This is a genomic window from Teredinibacter sp. KSP-S5-2 (genome assembly GCF_032773895.1).
GTDB lineage: Bacteria > Pseudomonadota > Gammaproteobacteria > Pseudomonadales > Cellvibrionaceae.
The window spans coordinates 1550556-1571215 of record NZ_CP120416.1 but is presented as its reverse complement, the minus strand read 5'-3'; the positions used below and the strand labels follow the sequence as shown (position 1 = coordinate 1571215).

Sequence of the window (20660 nt, the reverse complement as noted above, 5' to 3'; positions counted from 1 at the left end):
CCTTTACTTGGCTGATTAAAACTCTCGCACATCGACAAAATGACCTGCAATTGCTGCTGCAGCTGCCATCGCAGGGCTTACCAGGTGAGTTCTCCCACCAAAGCCTTGTCGACCTTCAAAGTTACGGTTCGAGGTAGAAGCACAGTGCTCCCCTTGACCCAACTTATCTGCATTCATCGCCAAACACATAGAACAACCCGGTTCACGCCATTCCATCCCCGCATCAATAAACACCTGATGCAGACCTTCTTTTTCCGCCGCTTCTTTTACAACACCGGACCCCGGTACCACAATGACTTCTTTCACAGAGTCGGCCTTTTTACGGCCTTTTACAACTTCTGCTGCTGCACGAATATCTTCAATACGCGAGTTAGTGCACGAACCAATAAACACTCGGTCTACGGGAATACTTTTAATATCCTGATTGGCTTTCAAGCCCATGTACTGTAGCGCTCGCTCAATACCACTCTTTTTAACCGGGTCAGATTCATCAGCGGGATTTGGCACCTGAGCTGTAACCGGGAGCACCATCTCAGGGGAAGTTCCCCAGGTTACCTGCGGTTCGATTTCTTCTGCTTTCAGCTCGACCACTTTATCGAATTGCGCATCAGTATCGCTGACCAGTTCACGCCAGGACGCTTCCGCCTGAGCCCACTGATCTGCCTTCGGCGCAAAAGTACGGCCTTTAACATAGTTAATGGTAATGTCATCCACGGCGACCATACCGGCACGCGCACCAGCCTCAATGGCCATATTACATACCGTTAAACGCCCTTCCATCGACATACTGCGGAAAACGTCACCGCCGAATTCAATGGCGAAACCAGTACCACCGGCTGTACCAATCTTGCCGATAATGGCAAGTATTACGTCTTTTGGCGTGACACCTTTACCTAGCTGACCGTCCACTCGCACCAACATGCTTTTCATTTTCTTGGCAACAATACATTGTGTCGCCAGCACATGCTCTACTTCACTTGTACCAATTCCAAACGACAGCGCACCAAGCGCGCCATTGGTTGAGGTATGGGAGTCACCACAAACAATCGTCATTCCCGGTAGACAAGCACCGGATTCCGGACCAACAACATGGACAATGCCCTGTCGTCGGTCGTTAATTTTGAACTCCGTAATGCCCAGTTCATCACAGTTTTCATCCAAAGTTTTTACCTGGATTTTGGAAATCGGATCGGCAATACCATCTACGCCAGAAGCACGCTCTTTCGATGTCGTGGGAACATTATGGTCAGGTGTAGCCAAAACGCTATCCGCTCTCCAGGGTTGACGCCCAGCCAGGCGCAAACCTTCAAACGCCTGCGGAGAAGTCACCTCATGCACAATGTGGCGATCAATATAGATAAGTGCAGACCCGTCATCTCGTTCGCTGACCAGGTGTGCATCCCAAAGCTTGTCATACAGAGTTTTTCCAGCCATATGCCTCTTCCAGATCTCTCCATTAAGTTTTTTTTAGAAGTGCGTATTCTAAAAGCCAGGAACAAATAACTCAAATTCATTATTTTTATAAATTGCATTCCCTAACGGAATAGATAAACTATGAAATGAAATCCCCTACTCAGCCGTTTACTCTTCATGGACACAGATTCACTTAAAGCGTTTATCTCAGTCGCAAAACATGGCTCCTTCTCTAAGGCCGCAGAAGAGCTGTTTCTTACCCAGCCTGCGGTAAGTAAACGCATCGCAGCCCTGGAAAACGAACTTAATCACAGCCTGTTTGATCGACTGGGACGCGAAACCATGCTCACCGAAGCGGGACAGGTATTGTTACCCGAAGCACAAAGCATTATGCGAAGTATTGAGACAACCAAACGCTCAATCCTTGAACTTTCCGGTGAAATTGTTGGAACACTACGCGTGGCCACCAGCCACCACATTGGCTTGCACCACTTACCACCGGTATTAAGAAAATTTGCCGCCGCTCATAAGGAAGTAAATTTACAATTTGATTTTTTAGACTCGGAACAAGCGCATTTCAAAGTCGCCAAGGGTGAATGTGAACTGGCGATTGTGACACTGGCTCCGATTATCGAAGAACCCTTGCAAGATCATTTACTGTGGCATGATCCACTGGTTTTTGTTGTGGGCCAAGGGCATCACTTAGCGAATAAAAAATCCGTTACTCTCAAAGAGCTAAGTAACGAAACAGCTATACTGCCGAGCTTGGCAACATTTACCGGACGATTATTAAAAGAATGTTTTGATAACGCCAACCTGCCTTTAACGCTCAATATGACAACGAACTATCTGGAAACAATTAAAATGATGGTGTCTGTAGGATTAGGCTGGAGTTTATTACCAAAAAAAATGGTGGATGAGCAGTTAATCTGCTTAAACGTACCGGGAGTTTCGATTGCAAGAGAGCTCGGTATTATTACCCATAAAAAACGTTCGCTTGGAAATGCAGCTCGCGCATTTTTTGAATTATTATGCGAGAGTTCAAATAATCCGACAAATTAGATACATTAATTTACATTAATATCTGCTATATATAGTCACGATAAGCTTTTGCTTAAAATAAATACCGACTGCACCCTGGGGGAATAAACACATGAAGAAACTCATTATTGGCTCAACGTTACTTTTGACGACAGGAAGCGCTTTTGCCGATATCGTCGGTATATACGCTGGCGGTGGAGTTTGGGGCACAGAATTGAACGGTGAAATTGGTGAGACAACTGAATCAGCTCAGCCACTGGATGCTGATGATTTGGGAGTGGATGCTGAAGCAAATACATTTTTCTACGTAGCACTTGAACATCCCGTTCCCGTTATCCCGAATATCAAACTGATGCATTCAGCCTTGAAATTAGAAGGCGAAACAAATAACCTTGCCGGAACCGTGGTTGACTTGGACCCAGACTCATCAGAATTTATTGTTCCTGCGGACGGCTACGTAAATACTGAAGTCGACTTCAGTCACACTGACGCCACTCTGTACTATGAAATTCTGGATAATTACATATCCATCGATTTAGGTTTAACCGCACGTGCGCTTGATGGTTATGCCCGGGTTTCAACCCACCAGGATGTAGAAGAAGTGGAGTTCGACGGTGTGGTTCCCATGCTTTACCTTAAAGGGCAATTCGATCTACCTTTTACAGGTTGGTACGCTGGTGGTCACGGAAACTTTTTAAGTATTGGCGATAATGAATTTACTGATCTTGATGTACGAATTGGTTACTTAACCGATGGCCTTGGTCTCGACTTTGGTTTTGATATTGGTTACCGTCAAATGAAACTGGTTGTTGATGAAAGCAGTGAAGCCAAAGCAGATATTGAAGTTGGTGGACCTTACCTTTCAGTACAAATGCATTTTTAATCCTCAAAAAAAGAGCCACATACTTGTGGCTCTTTTCTATTTCTTTCAACCTAGAATTCTTTACTCTTCGTCCTCAACCAAAAGCGGGTCTACACTCCTTGGCTCTTTCATGTAGGGTTGAGACTCTTGAAGGCTGTTCTTTGCATCCCGCATCTGCTCTTCCATTAACCATTCGTAACTGGCTCGATGTAACCGCGCAGCAGCTTGGTAACGAAAATATTCGATTCCCTGCTGGGAGCTTCCTAGCGACTGCTTCTGCTCTATCAACAACTTAGTCAGGCTCGCAGCTTTACTCCAGACTTTGGCAGACTCCTCATACTGCACACCACCATCATATGCATATGCGGCCTGTTCGTAGACTTCTCCAGCCAAACGCAACAGCTTGTGCGAAAGCACACGGTTAACTTTTTTTACCGTTTCATCTTCAGCTTGCTCAAAACGCTTCCAGAGATCGGCAGCACGTTTTTCAATGTAGCCTCCCATTTCCTCCGTATCAGAGGAATAATCCCGCCATGCTTTAATCGCGTTTTTTTCTTCTTCATAGGAAACCCAGGAAACAACGACCTGGTGCTGATTTTCAAATAAATTCTGGATATTGGCTTCAACCACTTTAATGATTTGCTGAGCACGAACATGCTGCCCTTTTTCCACTTGCTCCACAGCCAAATCCACATCTGTCCTCACAGACCAATACATTGAAGCAATGCGACGATTGGTTTCCGCAATATTTTCGACAGGGATAACCTCGACACTGGGAATAGATAAAGCCAACGGTAAAGGTGTTGCATCAGGTCCGTGAAGCGCGCAATAGGTAGTTGGCTCTCCACCATTTTTCGCACAGGCCTGCTTTATTTTCTTCTCATAATTGGCACAAATAGATTGCCAGGGTTCCACCGGCAATTTCATGCAGTCACACGAGATTTTGGGGCATTGACCTTGTGCGCCAGCCTGCATGGCTAGGCATGTCAACCCCGCCAGGAGAAAGGTGTGTAAGAATGTACGTATTTGCATAGAGCCCCCTTTCTGTTTCAAGGTGTCAGAATATCGTTCAATACAGGTAAGGCGGCGGAGCTTCCAGCGCCATAACTTTTATTGCCTGTTTTACTTACCACCATATAACAAAATTAGCTTAAAACGTTCGCCATTACACATTTAATTATCGAAATATCTATTCTTTAGGCGTCGCAGGTATAATGGGAACCTCAATTTTCTGACCGCCGTTTTGGCCTCGATTACGTAAAGCATGGTCCAATATGGTAATCGCCATCATCGCTTCAGCAATCGGCGTTGCCCGTATACCCACGCATGGATCATGTCGTCCGGTGGTCACGACTTCCACCGAATTGCCGTGAACATCCACACTGCGGCCAGGAATACGCAAACTGGAAGTCGGTTTCAGCGCAATATGAGCAATTAAATCCTGTCCCGTAGAAATCCCCCCGAGAACACCACCAGCCTGATTCGATAAGAAGCCTTCAGGAGTTATTTCGTCGCGGTGCTCTGTCCCTTTCTGAGCCACAGAATCAAAACCAGCACCAATCTCCACGCCTTTCACCGCGTTAATCCCCATCAGTGCATGAGCCAAATCCGCATCTAACCGATCGAAGATAGGTTCGCCCAGCCCCGGAATCATGTTTTGCGCAATCACCGTTATTTTTGCACCAACCGAGTTGCCTTCTTTGTTTAAGGCAATCATATACTCTTCCATTTCTGCCACTTTACTTGCATCCGGGCAGAAAAACGGGTTTTGCTCTATTTGATCCCAATCGACGGTGTCGATACTGATCGGGCCTAACTGAGATAAATAACCTCGAACTTCAATTCCCCAAGTTTCTTTGAGCACTTTCTTGGCTACCGCACCAGCCGCAACACGCATGGCAGTTTCCCGCGCGGAAGAACGGCCACCGCCCCGGTAATCGCGAATACCATATTTCTGCATATAGGTATAATCAGCATGAGCCGGGCGAAATTGATCTTTAATGGTGGAATAATCTTTCGAGCGCTGATCGGTGTTTTCTATCAACAGCCCTATAGGTGTACCCGTGGTTTTCCCTTCGAATACGCCGGACAATATTTTGACTTGATCCGCTTCCCGTCGTTGTGTAGTGAAACGAGATTGACCGGGCTTTCTTCTGTCCAGATCCTGCTGTATTTCTTCTTCGCTGATTGCTATTCCCGGTGGACAACCATCAACAATACAACCCAACGCCAACCCGTGGCTTTCACCAAATGAAGTGACAGTGAATAGCTTACCTATGGTATTACCTGACATAAGATACTCTTTCTAATACTTGTTTTTATTACATGCGCTTAAGAAGCGCTATTAAAATATTCTTTAATCTGCGCAGAGGTTAACACAAACACGCCGTGCCCTCCGTTTTCAAATTCTGGCCACATAAAAGGCACATCAGGATAAGCCGCCTCCAGGGCCGGCCAACTGTTCCCAACTTCCACAACTAACAGCCCGTCATCACTGAGATATTCCGCAGCATGGGACAAGATCTGCCGAGTGATATCCAACCCGTCATCCCCAGAACCTAACCCCATTGCCGGCTCCGCATGATACTCTGCGGGCATAGAGGCCAAATCCTCGGCATCTACATAGGGTGGGTTGGACACAATAAGCTGATACTTTTTAGGTGGGATACTGGCAAACACATCCGAGTGAACAGCTTGAACACGGTCTGCCAACTCATATCGCTCAATATTACTTCGAGCTACATTGAGTGCTTTGACGGACAGATCCGAAAGGTCCACCTCCGCTTCGGGAAAAGCAAACGCACAAGCAATACCAATACAACCACTACCTGTACATAAATCCAAAATACGTTGGGGATAGGCTTCCAACCAAGGCTGAAATTCATTGACGATCAGCTCGGCAATTGGCGACCGGGGAACCAAGACATCTTCCGTTACCCGAAATGTCAAACCAGCAAATGGTGCTTCACCCACCAAATATGCCGCAGGTATGCGCTTTTCAACACGATCCCGAATGGCTGCAATTAGTAACTCTTTTTCCGCTACGGTTAAACGTGCGTCAATAACAGCATCACACCGATCCCAAGGCTGCTTAATAAGCCCTAACACCAGCATCATCGCCTCATCCCACGCATTATCCGTTCCGTGACCAAAAAACAGACCAGCACGAGTAAACTCACTCGAAGCCCATCTAATCCAGTCCCGAACGGTCAATAACTGATCCACAACATTCTTATCCATGCAATTTGTTACTCATCAGGGTCATTTGAACACCATATGTACACGTATCAGGCAAATATAACCTTCTTTATTTTTGGCAAATAGCGAAAAGCGGGCTATTCTAACGCCTTTTTCACAAGAGCCCTAACGCCTTCAGGTATTTAGCAGGGCCAGATACGAAAATATCTGCCATTCAAGGGCAGGGTTACCTCGGGATACGTATAGCTATGAAAGAACTGTTTGCTCAAATTATCGAAAAAATGGGAGAAGACCTTGCTCGACCAGGGTTGGTGGACACCCCGGATAGGGCAGCTAAAGCATACGAGTTTCTCACTAGTGGCTACAACTCAACCATTGAAGATGTGGTGAATGACGCGCTGTTTCCCTCAGACTGCAATGACATGGTGATTGTGCGAGATATCGAGCTGTTCTCGATGTGTGAGCATCATATGCTGCCTTTTATCGGTAAGGCCCATGTTGGATACATCCCTAAAGGCAAGGTTTTGGGTTTGTCGAAAGTAGCCCGAATTATAGACATGTACGCCCGTCGCCTGCAGATACAAGAGCAACTGACACATCAGGTGGCGGAAACTATTTTGAATGTCACAGGTGCGGCAGGCGTTGCAGTTATTATCGAAGCAAAACATCTATGTATGATGATGCGCGGCGTGGAGAAACAAGGTTCATCAATGAAAACGTCGGCAATGCTGGGTTGCTTTAGAAATAGCCCAGCAACCCGAGCGGAATTTTTATCGTTAATCGAGAGCTAAACCGTCTTATTTTTTTATTACCACCAATTCAACCTTGGCGCTGCCCTGTTTCCCCTGTGGCGCCAAGCCGCCTACCCCTCTCACCTCAATACGCGACTCAGGCATTCCTGCTTTTATAAGTGCTGCTGCAACTATTTTTGCGTAAGACTCTGAACTTTGAATCTGATTATCCAAACGAACGGGAGAATAATCGTGCCCCACTACGGCCACATTTTTACCAAATAACTTCAATAGGGCTTTGACGGTGTGTTCGGCATACGCTTCCGACACTTTATAACCTGATGAAGCAACCTCCGCATGTGCGAAAACCCAATAACCATGATCTTTTAATGTACGATAGATTTCTTCACTAGATGCAACCAGAGGTTCCCACGCTTCATCCAAAGGCTTAAGCGTATCGAGCTGAACATATGTACGCTGATTTCCGCGTTGCACCACATACGCAACCAATACATAAAATTGTTTATTGTGTTTTACTTCCCAAACCCGGTAGTACTGGGAAGCATCCATTCCATATAACTGTTTTACTTTAAATCGATTATTAGCCCATGCGTTGCTGCTGCCACAATCCATCAGATCACAAGAATACAGTGCCCGAGAATCTTCGGATTTAACCTGTTTTTCCAAGTCGTCAATCACCGTTTCGAGGGCAACTTGATAATCCGATGACAACTCTATGGTTCTCCGAAAAACTTCGGAATGAATCACCTCCTCCCTATCAGACACCCACTGGCCATTTATCTTTTTTAGATTCGCCAAAGAAAGTCGATATTCCTGCGCAGGAATATGAGTTTGGTAAACAACGCGTCCTTCTATAGAAATAACGTCTAAAGGGTTAGCGGTTGAAGCAACCGAGTGGGTTCCGACAACTACAAAAATTAACGAAATAAAACGCAGGTATTTATTCATACAAGTCAAAATATTTTCCAATTTTCTCCGACATCGCCAAATACTGTTGCGACATATGTAAATGATGCTCACCTTCGAGCATATGAATAACAACATTTTTATATTTACGAATAGACTCTAACATCGGTTCTTCCTGAACCATTAGCCCCTGGCTTGCGATATAAAGTTCCACCGGAATTTCGATTCTACGCATAAAGGCATGAACCTGTTCATGTGTCAAACGCAACTCAGAGGGCGCTAATAATTTTGCATCATTTCCCCAGTAAAAGCCTTGCCCGTCATTGAGCACACCCCGCTCTGCTAAGGTTTTCGCATCCGCAGCACTCAACTTAAAAAAGCCATTTTCCCTTGCCACGACGGCACGTTCAAAGCTCGTGTAGTAGTGGCGTTTTTTATGGAGCTGGTCCAGAACCCCCTCAATGGACAACGCGAGTTGCTGGGGTGCATTTTCAGGTTTTTCAACCCAGGGAAACAGGCATTCAATGGTCACCAGATGTGTGACTAACTCAGGAAATGTACCAGCCATAATCATGGCAATCATGGCACCACGCGAATGCCCAATCAAAGCAAACTTTCGCCAACCGAGCTGCTGCACGACATGGTAAAGCTCGGCGGTATCCGTCCAAATATTGTATGCACCAATGTGAGGTCTATGATCTGACCTGCCATGCCCGGCAAGATCAAGCGCAACAAGGTTCAGTTGCGGTAATTGAGCGGCAAGAAAATGAAATGAAGCACAGTTGTCTAACCAACCATGTAATGCCAGGACGGGGATACCATCTGGTGAGCCATAACGCCGAGCCCGAAGGGTAACGTCGCCGAGATCAAACTCGAGCTCCTCGTAGGCAGGAGACAAGCTGTCTATGCTGGTTCTGCCTGGTGTAGCCATCTTAACTCACCACAATTTGCAGCAACCACATCAGTATCGATCGCCGCCAATGCCGCGGTTCCCATACGATAAGCGCCAGGCTCCAACCCACACAACCTATCGACCAGCGTACCAACCAAAGGCTGGTGACTTACAAGTAACACGGACTCCACACCTTTCTGTTGTATCTCGTACAAGTAATCAATCAATTTTTGAGGGTCTGCACACGGAACCACTAACTCTGACTCAACAAACTCGTGAGCAGGAAGCGCAGTTCGCGCAACTTGATAAGTACTCTGAGCCCGTACATAAGGGCTCACCACAGCAAGTTGAATTTTTTCCAACTCACTTTTATGACGAGACAGACTGCGCGCCACTTCACTTTCCCCCTGCACCGATAATGCACGCAGGCGGTCAGAAGGCGCCTCGGGCTCTGCATGCCCGTGACGCATAACAAATATTTCCATAGTGCTACCCGTGGAGCAAAAGTTACGACTCGGAACCTTTTTCAATGATTTCCTGTTCGACGACCTTGTCTTCTGCCGGCGCGGCAACCACTGAGGATTCTGGCCAGTCAGCAAACGGGAATGGCTTGTCTTCTGTGTTATAGGTCAAAAACCGTAAGGCCTGGTAGATATATTGCGATAAAGAATCACCAAAACGTCGCAGGTTCACGTTATCTTTACCGGTTATTAAGGCAAAAAGGAACTGAACTGCAACCAGAACCCACATCACTAACGAAGAAACTTGCAAGAATATGGAAAACAACACCATATACACCAGACGTAACCAGTGCTTGCTTGAAGTTAAATTCGATTTTAACTGTTCATCCATCACACACCCCCTTGTATATCGACGTCACTACTCAGTTCACCAGACATTAAACCCTGTACGACTTCTTTAATATCCTGAGATTCCCACAGTATTGCATATAAGCCTTGCACTAAAGGCATATATACACCTAATTCATCGGCCTTGGCTTTAACCAGTTTAACCGTATTGACACCTTCCGCGGTCTGCCCAATTTCAGCCAAGGCATCTTCTAATGCTTTACCTGTACCCACCGCATACCCTACACGATAGTTACGACTTAAATTGGAAGTACAGGTGAGAATTAAATCTCCTACACCAGCCAATCCCAGGAAGGTCAGTGAATCAGCGCCTAACTCACGAGCAAAGCGCCCCATTTCCGCAAGGCTTCGGGTAAGCAACATGGCTATAGTTACATGGCCACAACCCAAGGCTACCGCCATTCCAGTAACAATAGCGTAAATATTCTTCAGCGCCCCCCCCAACTCCACACCATAACGGTCTTTGCTGCTGTATACCCGGAAAGTACCAGAAGAGAATACCCGAGACACGATGTCGACAACGTCCTGATGCTCACTAGCTATCACGCTACCAGTGTATTGATGCTGGATAATCTCTTTAGCGAAATTTGGTCCACTCAATACGCCAATTTTCACATCAGTCAGTTCCTGCTCAAGAATCTGACTCATCAAATAAAAACCAGAGGATTCAATACCTTTCGTAGTGCTAACCACTATGGCATTTTTCTTTATCAAAGGTCGAGCAAGCCGTGTTACTTCACGAAAAGAACCACTGGGAATAGAAATGACCACAATATCACTGTGACTGACACACTCTTCCAGGTCGGCAGTTACGTTTAATCGGGAATCCAATTGATACCCTGGCAAATACTCTGAGTTTTCCCTGGTCTGTTGGCACTGCTCTGCACGATCGTGATCACGCATCCACAGGTATGTCTTATGTCCATTAGCAGCAATAATATTTGCTATTGCTGTACCAAAACTGCCTCCCCCAAGAACGGATACAGTGTATACATCTTGCATATTGATTCACTCGCAGGTTAGTGCTTTAAACGCCATTCAACACGTAACTATTTGTCCAGTTAAACGCGCCATTTTAATGCTGGATTAAATCCTATAGCCGTCATAACAAAAAAGCCGCCAAGAAGTCTTAGCGGCTATTTAGTTCAGTCAAGCTTGCATCAGGTTTACTGACTCAACTCAAGTAATAGCTTGTTGAGTCTGTGAACATAAGAAGCCGGGTCTTTAAGGGTTCCCCCTTCCGCCAAGCTGGCCTGATCAAAAATCACCTTGGCCAAATCGCCAAATCTGTCTTCATCTTGCTCCGTATCCATTTTCTTTACAAGAGGATGATGCGGGTTAATTTCAATGGTTGGCTTGCTTTCGGGTACATGTTGACCAGCAGACTCCAGCAAACGCTTCATCTGTGCACCCATGTCATGTTCACCGACAACAAGACACGCTGGAGATTCAGTCAAACGATGTGTAACACGTACTGTCTCAACATCATCTTTAAGCACCTCTTTCACACGAGAAATAAAGTCTTCAAATTCCTTTTCAACTTTCTCTTGCTCTTTTTTATCTTCTTCGGTGTCCAGCTTGCCTAAATCCAAAGCACCTTTGCCAACATCCTGGAATGACTTCCCATCGTATTCCATTAGGTGCCCCATCAGCCAATCGTCTACACGATTGGACAACAGCAAAACTTCTATACCTTTTTTACGAAACACTTCCAAGTGAGGGCTGTTCTTAGCCGTATTGTGGTTTTCTGCAACCACATAATAAATTTTTTCCTGGCCCTCTTTCATTCGCTCAATGTATTCGTCTAATGAATGCGTTTGCTCTTCATTGTCATCGAGTGTAGAAGCAAAACGCAGGAGCTTGGCAACTTTTTCTTTGTTTGCATAATCTTCAGCTGGACCTTCTTTTAGTACCTCACCGAACTCCTTCCAGAAAGACTGGTAATTTTCCTTATCGTTTTTGGCCATTTTCTCCAGCATATCGAGCACACGCTTGGTTAATGCAGTGCGCATGCTGTCAATATTCGGATCTTTTTGCAGGATTTCACGGGATACGTTTAACGAAAGGTCGTTGGAGTCTACAACACCTTTAATAAAACGAAGATACAACGGTAGGAATTGTTCAGCATCATCCATAATAAAGGTACGTTGAACATACAGCTTTAATCCTCTGGCCGCATCACGGTTATACATATCAAACGGCGCTTTTTGTGGAAGGTAAAGCAAACTGGTGTAATCAAGTTTGCCCTCTACCCGGTTATGACTCCATTTAAGCGGCTCATTAAAATCATGACTGATGTGCTTATAAAATTCTTTGTACTCTTCATCAGAAACATCACTGCGCGAACGTGTCCACAAGGCGGTCGCAGTGTTAATAGTTTCATCTTCAGGCTCTTTGTCTTTTTCCTCTTCGCCATACTGCTCTTTTTTCATGACGACAGGAATGGATATGTGATCTGAGTATTTTTTAATAATTGAGCGTAAACGCCAGCCGTCTGCAAATTCTTCCTGATCTTTATTCAAATGAAGAATTATCGTAGTCCCACGTTCTTTTTTCTCTACGTTTTCAATTGAGTATTCCGCTTCACCTGCGCTTTCCCAGTGAACACCATCTTCAATATTTTTCCCTGCGCGTCTGGTCAAGACTTCAACCTTATCAGCCACAATAAATGCAGAATAAAAACCCACACCAAACTGACCAATAAGCTGCGCATCTTTTTTCTCGTCACCTGATAAGGATTGCAGAAACGCCGCTGTACCAGATTTCGCTATTGTTCCGAGATTTTCTATTACCTCTTCACGACTCATACCAATACCGTTATCGCTTATGGTAATGGTTTTTGCTTCCTTATCGAATTCAACACGGATTTTAAGATCAGTATTACCTTCATATAAATCCGGCTTTTTCAACGCTTCAAATCGCAACTTATCTGCGGCATCAGAAGCATTTGATACCAACTCACGTAAGAAGATTTCCTTATTGGAATAAAGCGAATGGATCATCAATTGAAGCAATTGTTTGGCTTCGGTTTCAAAACCTCGTGTTTCTTTTGCTGCCTCGACAGTCATCGCAGTCTAACTCCTGATATTTTGGCTAGTTCATATTCATGTTCATCTCGGATACCCCTGTATACCGAGGGTTAATCCTATACAGGAGCCAAACTTGGGGCTAAAGAAACTTTTTCAAGTTTTTCACAGGGATACGAAGATAAAATGTCAAAAAAATTGGCTATTATTGAAACAAGCTGGATGAGCGCCAGAGACGTGGGGAGGGATTCTTATACCAAAGCCTGGATGAACAGCAACAGTTTTCACAATAGTTGACTGAAATCTAAGGAATTTTGGCCAAAGACCTTCCATTCGCGGCTGATTTGATCCATATTATCGCCCGGCTTGAAACTGGCCGTTAAAATCTATCGAAATCGATTAATATTCAAACCGAAATTTACTTTCAAGTCTGTTAGGGGCTATATATGCGAGTTGGTATTCTTACAGGAGGCGGTGACTGTTCAGGTCTTAACGCAGCCGTCAGAGGTGTTGCTAAGAGTCTTATGCACCAATACGGTGCAGAAGTGATAGGTATTGAGGAAGGCTTCCTCGGTATGATCGAAAAAAGGACTCGCCCTCTTTCACTTGAAGACATAGATGGCATTCTCGATAAAGGCGGTACACTTCTCGGTACTAGTAACCGTGCAAACCCCTTTGATTTCGGGGGGAAAGACGTATCAGATCAGGTGGCAGAGTATTACAACGAGCTTGGCCTGGATTGCATTGTATCCATGGGCGGTGATGGCTCCATGACGCTGTGCTACGAAATGTCCAAGAAAGGCATGAATTTCGTTGGCGTTCCAAAAACCATCGACAACGACCTAACTGGTACAGACAGAACTTTCGGTTTCGATACCGCAGTGAACATTGCAGCTGAGTCGATCGATCGCTTACAGACTACTGGCAAAAGCCACAAGCGAGTGATGATTCTTGAAACAATGGGCCGTTATGCGGGCTGGATTGCTCTTCACGCAGGCGTTGCCGGCGCTGCAGACATGATCCTCATTCCTGAATTCCCATATGACCTGGATGAAGTTGTTCGGGTAATTAAGGATAACGAGAAGAAAAAATCATACACCGTGATTGTTATCGCTGAAGGGGCAACCCAGAAAGGCGGTCACATGGTGACAGATAAGGTTGGCGTCGATGCCCCAGACCCCATTCGTTTGGGTGGTGTAGGCCGATTCCTGCAAACTCAATTAGAAGAACGTATTGATCAGGAAGTACGTACTACAATTCTTGGTCATATCCAACGTGGTGGCGCACCGTCTCCGTTTGACCGAATTTTTGCTACCAACGTAGGTGCTTATGCCGCCTCTTTGGTTGCCTCCAAGCGTTACGGACGAATGGTGACTGTTTCTAATAATCACCTTTCCAGTGTGTTGCTTGAAGAAGTTGCTCACAACACCCGCACTGTGCCAAAAGATGACATGAGTCTTGTTGGTGCTGTAAGTATGGGCGTGTCTTTTGGTGACCCTAATCTTAAAGTTTCACTTAGCGACCTGAAAGATGGTGACGTTAAAATGAGCTAAGTGCATATTGCACGATGATCACCAAAAAAGCCGGGCAAATGCCCGGCTTTTTTATTGTTCTCTGAAAAAGCGCATGGTATATCGATGAGGCTTTTAACTACCCGCCCAACACCGCACTCTACCAATGGGCACCTTTTGAAATCACCACCCTATTCCTTCCCTGAGCTTTGGCAGAATACAAAGCTTTATCTGCTCGCTCAATAAAGTCTTCCGTTGATTCCTCACCCATCTGAGCCACACCAAAACTGCAAGTCACACTAATGCCCTCTGGCCACTCGTTGGCTTCGATCATTCTTCTCAACTTCTCCGCAATAGCCGTGATCTCCAACAAATTACAGTTCGGACAAGCAAGAATAAACTCTTCCCCACCCCAACGTGCGAGCAGTTCCGTACTGCGTGTGTTTTCACTGACGACCCGGGAAAATTCCTTCAAGACATCGTCCCCGATTGCATGACCATAGGTATCATTAATTTTCTTAAAGTGATCAATGTCCATAAAGGCTATACATAGACCATCTGTACGATTGGCTTTAATTGCGCCTTCAATAAACAGCTTTTGCAGTCCTTCCCGATTAAGCGCTCCAGTAAGTGGGTCGCGTGTAATCTTATTTTCCAGCTCCTGACTTTTCACATTGAGCAACCGATTAATTGCTTCCAGCTCTCTTTCCCGGTAGCGGGCAGCAGATAGGGCTTTCTTATATGAAACAATCCAAAACAGAATATAAATAATCCCGGAAAGCATCCAGACAACAACAATAAATAAATACAGGTGGTTCTGTTTGATTAACTTGCCCTGGAATTCTATACGCTCGACAACGAGTCGGTAGTGACCTGCTGACGCCGCTGAACCTGTGGCTATCTCAATTGAATGAACGTTGGTGAACTCATTCCCCATGTATTCGATTTCAATATTGTTTTCAACAATCCACCAGTTCGCGACACGAAAGCTGCTCAGCGGCACCCATATTGGGTAATCCTGCTTTTCCGCTACCCATTCAAAGGTGTTGTACTTAATAGTATTTGGGTCACTTAGGGTTGAATAATTCGGATTAAAATTGCGTAAATGAAAACGTATTGTGCTGGTTGCCTCTGACTCATAGCTAATCCAAAGGCCTATCTTGGAGTAGTTGGATAAATTAATTCCTTTTATATCCCCTTCATTAGTAAGGTCAGTAAAGGTAATGTTGATTTCACAATAAGGCCATTGGTATTCCCGACTAAGCTCACAGTCCAAAATGAGCTTTTCCCCTTCTCGGGTCAGAGAAGACTGGCTCACGCCCCCAGATAACCTATCGTCAACTGGATCAATCTGGATATCACTATTGCCATCGATGACAAAGCTGGTATTCATGCCATACCGATGGAGAACCAGTAATAAGGCGGTTCCTATCAATAACAGAATAATAACTTTAAGAGGTTTTTTATTCTCTAAATCCATATCAGATCACATGATCAGTCAATCTTATTGTAAGAGTAGCAGAGGAATGCCCGACTATCGGCAGTATGGACGGCTTGGCGGTTTTTTAGTTAAGCACTTGATCAAGGCTATACTTTTGCGCTTCGACTACTTGATTTCTACCTCGGGACTTGGCCTGATATAAAGCCTTATCTGCCCTTTCAATGAAGTCCTCCAAACTTTCATTATAGTCAAGCTGAGCAACACCAAAACTGCAAGTCACCGATATTCCTTTGGGCCATTGATACTCCTCAACAATTCTACGCAGCTTTTCAGCCAACATAATGATTGAATCTATTTTTGATAACGGGCAGACAAGGATAAACTCTTCTCCCCCCCAACGAGCTAGAAAATCCGAACTGCGGATATTCTCCGCAATCAGAGCACTGAACTGACAAAGAATGGTATCTCCGAAATTGTGTCCATAGACATCGTTCACTTTCTTAAAATGATCAATATCCAACATCACGATACAACAGCGCGGAAGCTTAGTTTTTTTGGACTCTTCTAAACTAAAAAAAAGATCCTTCAAACCTTCACGATTCAGCACTCCTGTAAGAGGATCCCGAATTATTTTCTCCTGTAACTCCTGACTTCGGTTATTCAGCAACTGATTGATCGACTCCAGTTCTCTTTCACGTTGAGTATAAAGCTTGATTTTATTACGATAATGCAGCCCCCAAGAAACAATATAACTTGCTCCGGCTGCCATCCAAATGAGTAAGATCCCAAAATATAACTGGGCGCGAGTGATATACTTTCCATGAAAAGCGATTTTATCCAGAAATAAACGGTGACTTCCTTCTGCAATCTCCGTACCTGTGACTATTTCAATGGAACGAACATCATTGAATTCCGGTGCCATTTGTTTAAGTGGAATATTACGCTCTACGATCCACCATGAAGCAACCTGAAAGGTATCCATGGGAATAGTGACAGGGTAATCAAAATCTGACTTAAACCATTCAATGCTATTGTATTTCAGGCTATCAGGGTTATCTTCTGTCGCATAAGCCGAATTAAAATTACGTATATGAACACGTATACCTGCGTTGTTTTTATTTTCGTAACCAATCCACAAACTCACACTATCAAAAGCACTTAAATCCAAGCCGTATATTTTTCCATTGCCATCCCGTTGACTCACATCAATATCAAATTCGCAATATGGCCAAGCATTGGAAATACGGATAGTACAATCCAAGACGTATCTACCATTTTCTATGTAATATTTGGATTGAGAAGCACCACCCAAGACACTGTCATCCAACACTTTCATTGAGATGCCAGAGGTAGGGTCAATAACCAGAGTTTTGTTGAATGAAAAATTATGCAGGATTAATAATAGTATTGTTAACAATAATAACAACGGGATGGATTTTATAAATTTATTGTCGCTGATTTCCATTTTTACGCTAGTCAATCACTCATATATTCATGCTAGCACAGGAAATTATATTTTGATGCGAACACGAGCACTCTACCAGGAATGCTCGTGTTCAAAAAGGAATTAGATCTCTACACCAAACTGAAATGCAAAACCTGAGTTGTTATCTCCCAAGGCAGCCGCGAAATCAAAATGAACAGCAATAATATTAAAACCGAACCCAAGGGTATAAGCACTGTCATCAGATTCGCTTAAATTTTCTCTAAAACCTGCGCGCAAACGAATTGCATTTATAACATCCCACTCAGCACCAAGGTTCAGATATTGAGAATCAACACCATTTACCAGAGCCTTGTTCTCTTTTAAATCCATGTCAGCAGCCAAGCTCACCCCCAAAGGACCATTCCAGGCAACACCAGCACGATATTGAGGCTCTATATCAAATGTAACTTTTGTCTGATTGTCCTCGACAGAATCATAACTATTTGAAATAAGATTTTTACCAACAATGCCAACAGTGAGAGAATCTGCCAACAATTGCACGGCAACACCAAAATCTAAATTAAAATCAGTCTCGTCACGCTCGTTGGCATCTAACCGATCGGAAAGGTCAAAGTCGTCTTGTGATGCATCACTCACTAGAACATTCGCAATACGATTTTTCACTGACACCACTTTGGGTGTAATACCAAAAGAAACTGGCACACCACCCAGTTTAAATTCTCTGGAAAGTGCGATGCCGTACTCATCCGTTTCCAAAGTAACCGCCAGGAAATTCGAGGTTAGATTGTCTTCCGGACTGACTAATTCATTGCCGACCACAATATCAATAGATGTTTCTCCATCGCTACAATTAAACCTTTCGTTGGGAAGTGTACTGGCATCATTTAATCCATCGACAAAATCCGCATAAAAATCCAGCAGTTCGCCGTCACATTCACTCACGTATGCAGTCGCTTCAGCAATCCCGCCCTTAGCGTAATAAAACGAAAAACCCAAGTGTTCATTAGGCAAAGCAACCGATAGCATTCCCTGTGCTGCACCTGTGATGGGCTTACCGGATATTTCCGCTAAATTACGATTTAGGCCACGGACGTTGGTCGAAAAATCTGCGGCAGCATTTTCGAAGTTGGCGTTTGCATTGATACTTTCTACGGCATCATTTATCGCATCAATATAGTTTTCATCGTCAATATCTTCGTATGCGTCAACAGCATCTTCGTCAGCGAAAATCGTTACCGCAAGATTGGGTACCAAGATACTAACCTTGTCACCGGTATCGGTACTGAGCAAAGCTGGGTTGTACAAGGCAGCCGACCCAGCCTTGGCAGAAGCCACACCAGTCTCTCCCATCCCCATTTGACGAACATCCAAAATATTAAACGGTGCGGCGTTTGCGGTAGCGGCTGTAAATAGCCCCAAGAAAACAAGCTTCTTCATTTCGACATACCTTTATTCATAGTTGCTCTGACTGCTTTAACAGTTTGCTATTGAGCGAAGTATAGACTCGATTATGCTGTTTATTTGTTCACTTACAGCTTTACCGTAAACCTTTCCTCACTGTTACAAAAATCAGAAAAAAATATGATGAAATATGTGCCAAATGGTTATACCCTGTGTAAGCAGATTAGATAGCCACTTAGATATGACACAATAACTTTTATAACAATGTCAGTGAGCCACTTATTTCAATTATTCACATTCACTATCTGGAGTTCGGTGCTTTTATTTATTTCGCCCGTCTCTTATGCAGCACCTTTAAATTTTTCATTCAATAACAGCATTACCATTCTTGTCCCGAGTGATGTATTAACAACGTTTCAAGAGTTCACCAAAGACAAGAAAGTCCCCGAAATAACCGACTTTTCTAATACAGCAATCTGGCGAGACGTCGCGGAGCTGATACTTCAGCAACAAGCACTACGTCTTGGCGGTTTTCAGGGACAGATAAAATACGGTGTATCAAATAGCTATTCCCGCAGCCTGAGACTGATTAGTCAGGGTAAAAACCTCATTTTGGGGACGACCGTATGGAGCCTCGACGCGAATAAATATTACGGTCTTTGGCAGAGCGAAGCGCTGGTCAGTAGAGGTGAATACAAGGTCGGCCTCTATGCCCTGCCAAGTAACTACAAAGCGATGAATGTTCGCGGAAAAGAGGGGCTAAAACAGCTCAGTGGAGTTACCAATCAACAATGGGGACCAGACAAGGAGCTATTAACGCAGCTTGACCTGAAATCTGTCTTATATGGGCCAAGTTTTCAGTCAATGGTAAAAATGGTGGCCGGAAAACGAGCAGATTTTATGCTGCTGGCTTTTCGTTCGACGGAAGATCTGTCGTTTCAGTACGACAACATCACGTTGAAACCGATACCAGGCGTTACAGTAGCTTTTAATGACAGTCGTCACTGGGTTGTCAGTGATATTCACCCAGATGGAAAAGTGATTCAGATGATTTTGAATACCGGGTTGGCCAAACTGCAAAAGGAAAATAAGATTGTGAGTGCTTTTGAGCAGGTCGGAGTCATGCACCCATTAGTCAAAGATTGGCAGGTTCTTAATCAAGAGGAGAGCCGCTAGGCACTCCCCTTTCAGTGTTTCTTAGACAGTTAAATCACGAATACTGGCTTTAACGAATTCTTTTTTCAGATCTTCGTATGTATGAACCGCCGGAAATTGTGGGAACTCGTCAATGACATTCTGTGGAGCGCTAAACAGAATACCAGCATCAGCCTCAGCCAGCATGGTGGTATCGTTGTATGAATCCCCAGTTGCAATGGTTCGATAGTAGAGGGATTTAAATGCACAGATAGCCTGGCGCTTCGGGTTGGCTTGACGGAGATTGTAATCGGTTACCCTACCCGTGTTGTCTACAGTCAACTTGTGGCATAGCAAAGTTGGGTAGCCAAGCTGCGCCATAAGCGGACCAGCAAACTCGTAAAAAGTATCCGACAAAATAACAACCTGAAATCGTTCTCTTAACCAGTTTAGGAAGTCTGCAGCACCTTCCAGTGGACTTAATGTTGAAATTACCTCCTGTATCTCATTCAGCCCAAGACCAGCTTTATCCAGCTCAGCCAAACGCATAGTCATAAGCTCATCGTAATCTGGAATGTCACGAGTTGTCGCTTTCAAAGCTTCGATACCGGTTTTTTCCGAAAACGCGATCCAGATTTCTGGAATAAGAACACCTTCAAGGTCCAGGCAAGCGATTTCCACAAAATTCTCCTTGCAATTAGGTTAAGAAACATATTTGGGACGCCAATCTACAGCGAAGCCCAAAAGATAGCAAATGGAAATGAAGC

The 20660-nt window shown here is 44.5% G+C and carries 19 protein-coding genes; 5 read left to right on the top strand and 14 right to left on the bottom strand.

The window, feature by feature from the left end; translation table 11 throughout:
* Positions 1-15: 15 nt before the first annotated feature.
* Entirely contained in the window at positions 16-1434 is a 1419-nt protein-coding gene (leuC, locus tag P5V12_RS07235; RefSeq protein WP_316956680.1) for a 3-isopropylmalate dehydratase large subunit, read from the bottom strand.
* Positions 1435-1590: 156 nt separating this feature from the next.
* Between leuC and P5V12_RS07230 the strand changes: the two genes are divergently transcribed.
* Together P5V12_RS07230 and P5V12_RS07225 are read left to right on the top strand one after the other, a co-directional pair.
* Positions 1591-2475, top strand: coding sequence for a LysR family transcriptional regulator (locus tag P5V12_RS07230; RefSeq protein WP_316956679.1), 885 nt, complete (start codon positions 1591-1593; stop codon positions 2473-2475).
* A gap of 91 nt (positions 2476-2566) precedes the next feature.
* The gene (locus P5V12_RS07225; RefSeq protein ID WP_316956678.1) at positions 2567-3337 is read left to right on the top strand and encodes a TIGR04219 family outer membrane beta-barrel protein; all 771 of its coding nucleotides are present in this window, start codon (positions 2567-2569) and stop codon (positions 3335-3337) included.
* A gap of 60 nt (positions 3338-3397) precedes the next feature.
* Here P5V12_RS07225 and P5V12_RS07220 read toward each other — a convergent pair whose 3' ends face one another.
* The 3 genes from P5V12_RS07220 to prmB all read right to left on the bottom strand — a co-directional run bounded on the left by P5V12_RS07220 (position 3398) and on the right by prmB (position 6556).
* Positions 3398-4348, bottom strand: a complete 951-nt coding sequence (locus tag P5V12_RS07220; RefSeq protein ID WP_316956677.1) for a hypothetical protein — start codon at positions 4346-4348, stop codon at positions 3398-3400.
* A 157-nt stretch (positions 4349-4505) separates the two neighbouring features.
* Complete coding sequence (gene aroC / locus P5V12_RS07215) at positions 4506-5609, bottom strand: chorismate synthase (RefSeq protein WP_316956676.1); 1104 nt, start codon at positions 5607-5609, stop codon at positions 4506-4508.
* Between the two features lie 38 nt (positions 5610-5647).
* Positions 5648-6556, bottom strand: coding sequence for a 50S ribosomal protein L3 N(5)-glutamine methyltransferase (gene prmB / locus P5V12_RS07210; protein ID WP_316956675.1), 909 nt, complete (start codon positions 6554-6556; stop codon positions 5648-5650).
* Positions 6557-6762: 206 nt separating this feature from the next.
* On the opposite strand from prmB, the gene folE reads away from it, so the two are divergent.
* Positions 6763-7305, top strand: coding sequence for a GTP cyclohydrolase I FolE (gene folE, locus P5V12_RS07205; RefSeq protein WP_316956674.1), 543 nt, complete (start codon positions 6763-6765; stop codon positions 7303-7305).
* 6 nt (positions 7306-7311) lie between these two features.
* On the opposite strand, the gene P5V12_RS07200 is transcribed toward folE, so the two are convergent.
* The 6 genes from P5V12_RS07200 to htpG form a co-directional block, all read right to left on the bottom strand.
* Entirely contained in the window at positions 7312-8214 is a 903-nt protein-coding gene (locus tag P5V12_RS07200; RefSeq protein ID WP_316956673.1) for a DUF4892 domain-containing protein, read from the bottom strand.
* On the bottom strand, positions 8207-9103 hold the full coding sequence (locus P5V12_RS07195; RefSeq protein ID WP_316956672.1) for an alpha/beta fold hydrolase: 897 nt from the start codon (positions 9101-9103) through the stop codon (positions 8207-8209). The genes P5V12_RS07200 and P5V12_RS07195 overlap by 8 nt, the downstream gene beginning before the upstream one ends.
* Complete coding sequence (gene sixA, locus P5V12_RS07190) at positions 9076-9549, bottom strand: phosphohistidine phosphatase SixA (RefSeq protein WP_316956671.1); 474 nt, start codon at positions 9547-9549, stop codon at positions 9076-9078. The genes P5V12_RS07195 and sixA overlap by 28 nt, the downstream gene beginning before the upstream one ends.
* 22 nt (positions 9550-9571) lie before the next feature.
* Complete coding sequence (locus P5V12_RS07185; RefSeq protein ID WP_316956670.1) at positions 9572-9916, bottom strand: DUF4389 domain-containing protein; 345 nt, start codon at positions 9914-9916, stop codon at positions 9572-9574.
* Entirely contained in the window at positions 9916-10935 is a 1020-nt protein-coding gene (locus tag P5V12_RS07180; RefSeq protein WP_316956669.1) for an NAD(P)H-dependent glycerol-3-phosphate dehydrogenase, read from the bottom strand. Before P5V12_RS07180 ends, P5V12_RS07185 begins: the two co-directional genes overlap by 1 nt.
* 164 nt (positions 10936-11099) lie before the next feature.
* A complete protein-coding gene (gene htpG / locus P5V12_RS07175; RefSeq protein ID WP_316956668.1) occupies positions 11100-13001 on the bottom strand; it encodes a molecular chaperone HtpG in 1902 nt (633 codons plus the stop codon).
* Positions 13002-13405: 404 nt separating this feature from the next.
* On the opposite strand from htpG, the gene P5V12_RS07170 reads away from it, so the two are divergent.
* A complete protein-coding gene (locus P5V12_RS07170) occupies positions 13406-14512 on the top strand; it encodes an ATP-dependent 6-phosphofructokinase (RefSeq protein ID WP_316956667.1) in 1107 nt (368 codons plus the stop codon).
* Positions 14513-14630: 118 nt separating this feature from the next.
* Here P5V12_RS07170 and P5V12_RS07165 read toward each other — a convergent pair whose 3' ends face one another.
* From P5V12_RS07165 to traF, 3 genes are all read right to left on the bottom strand, one after another.
* Positions 14631-15950: a GGDEF domain-containing protein gene (locus tag P5V12_RS07165; RefSeq protein ID WP_316956666.1), complete on the bottom strand. Its 1320-nt coding sequence runs from the start codon at positions 15948-15950 to the stop codon at positions 14631-14633.
* Between the two features lie 85 nt (positions 15951-16035).
* Positions 16036-17376, bottom strand: coding sequence for a GGDEF domain-containing protein (locus tag P5V12_RS07160; protein WP_316956665.1), 1341 nt, complete (start codon positions 17374-17376; stop codon positions 16036-16038).
* A gap of 102 nt (positions 17377-17478) precedes the next feature.
* Complete coding sequence (gene traF / locus P5V12_RS07155; protein ID WP_316956664.1) at positions 17479-18795, bottom strand: conjugal transfer protein TraF; 1317 nt, start codon at positions 18793-18795, stop codon at positions 17479-17481.
* A 279-nt stretch (positions 18796-19074) separates the two neighbouring features.
* Here traF and P5V12_RS07150 point away from each other — a divergent pair, with 279 nt between their 5' ends.
* Positions 19075-19935 (top strand): hypothetical protein, encoded by an 861-nt coding sequence (locus P5V12_RS07150; RefSeq protein ID WP_316956663.1) that lies wholly within the window; start codon positions 19075-19077, stop codon positions 19933-19935.
* Between the two features lie 21 nt (positions 19936-19956).
* Here the strand turns inward: P5V12_RS07150 and thrH are convergent, their stop codons facing one another.
* Positions 19957-20574 (bottom strand): bifunctional phosphoserine phosphatase/homoserine phosphotransferase ThrH, encoded by a 618-nt coding sequence (thrH, locus tag P5V12_RS07145; protein ID WP_316956662.1) that lies wholly within the window; start codon positions 20572-20574, stop codon positions 19957-19959.
* Positions 20575-20660 lie beyond the last annotated feature (86 nt).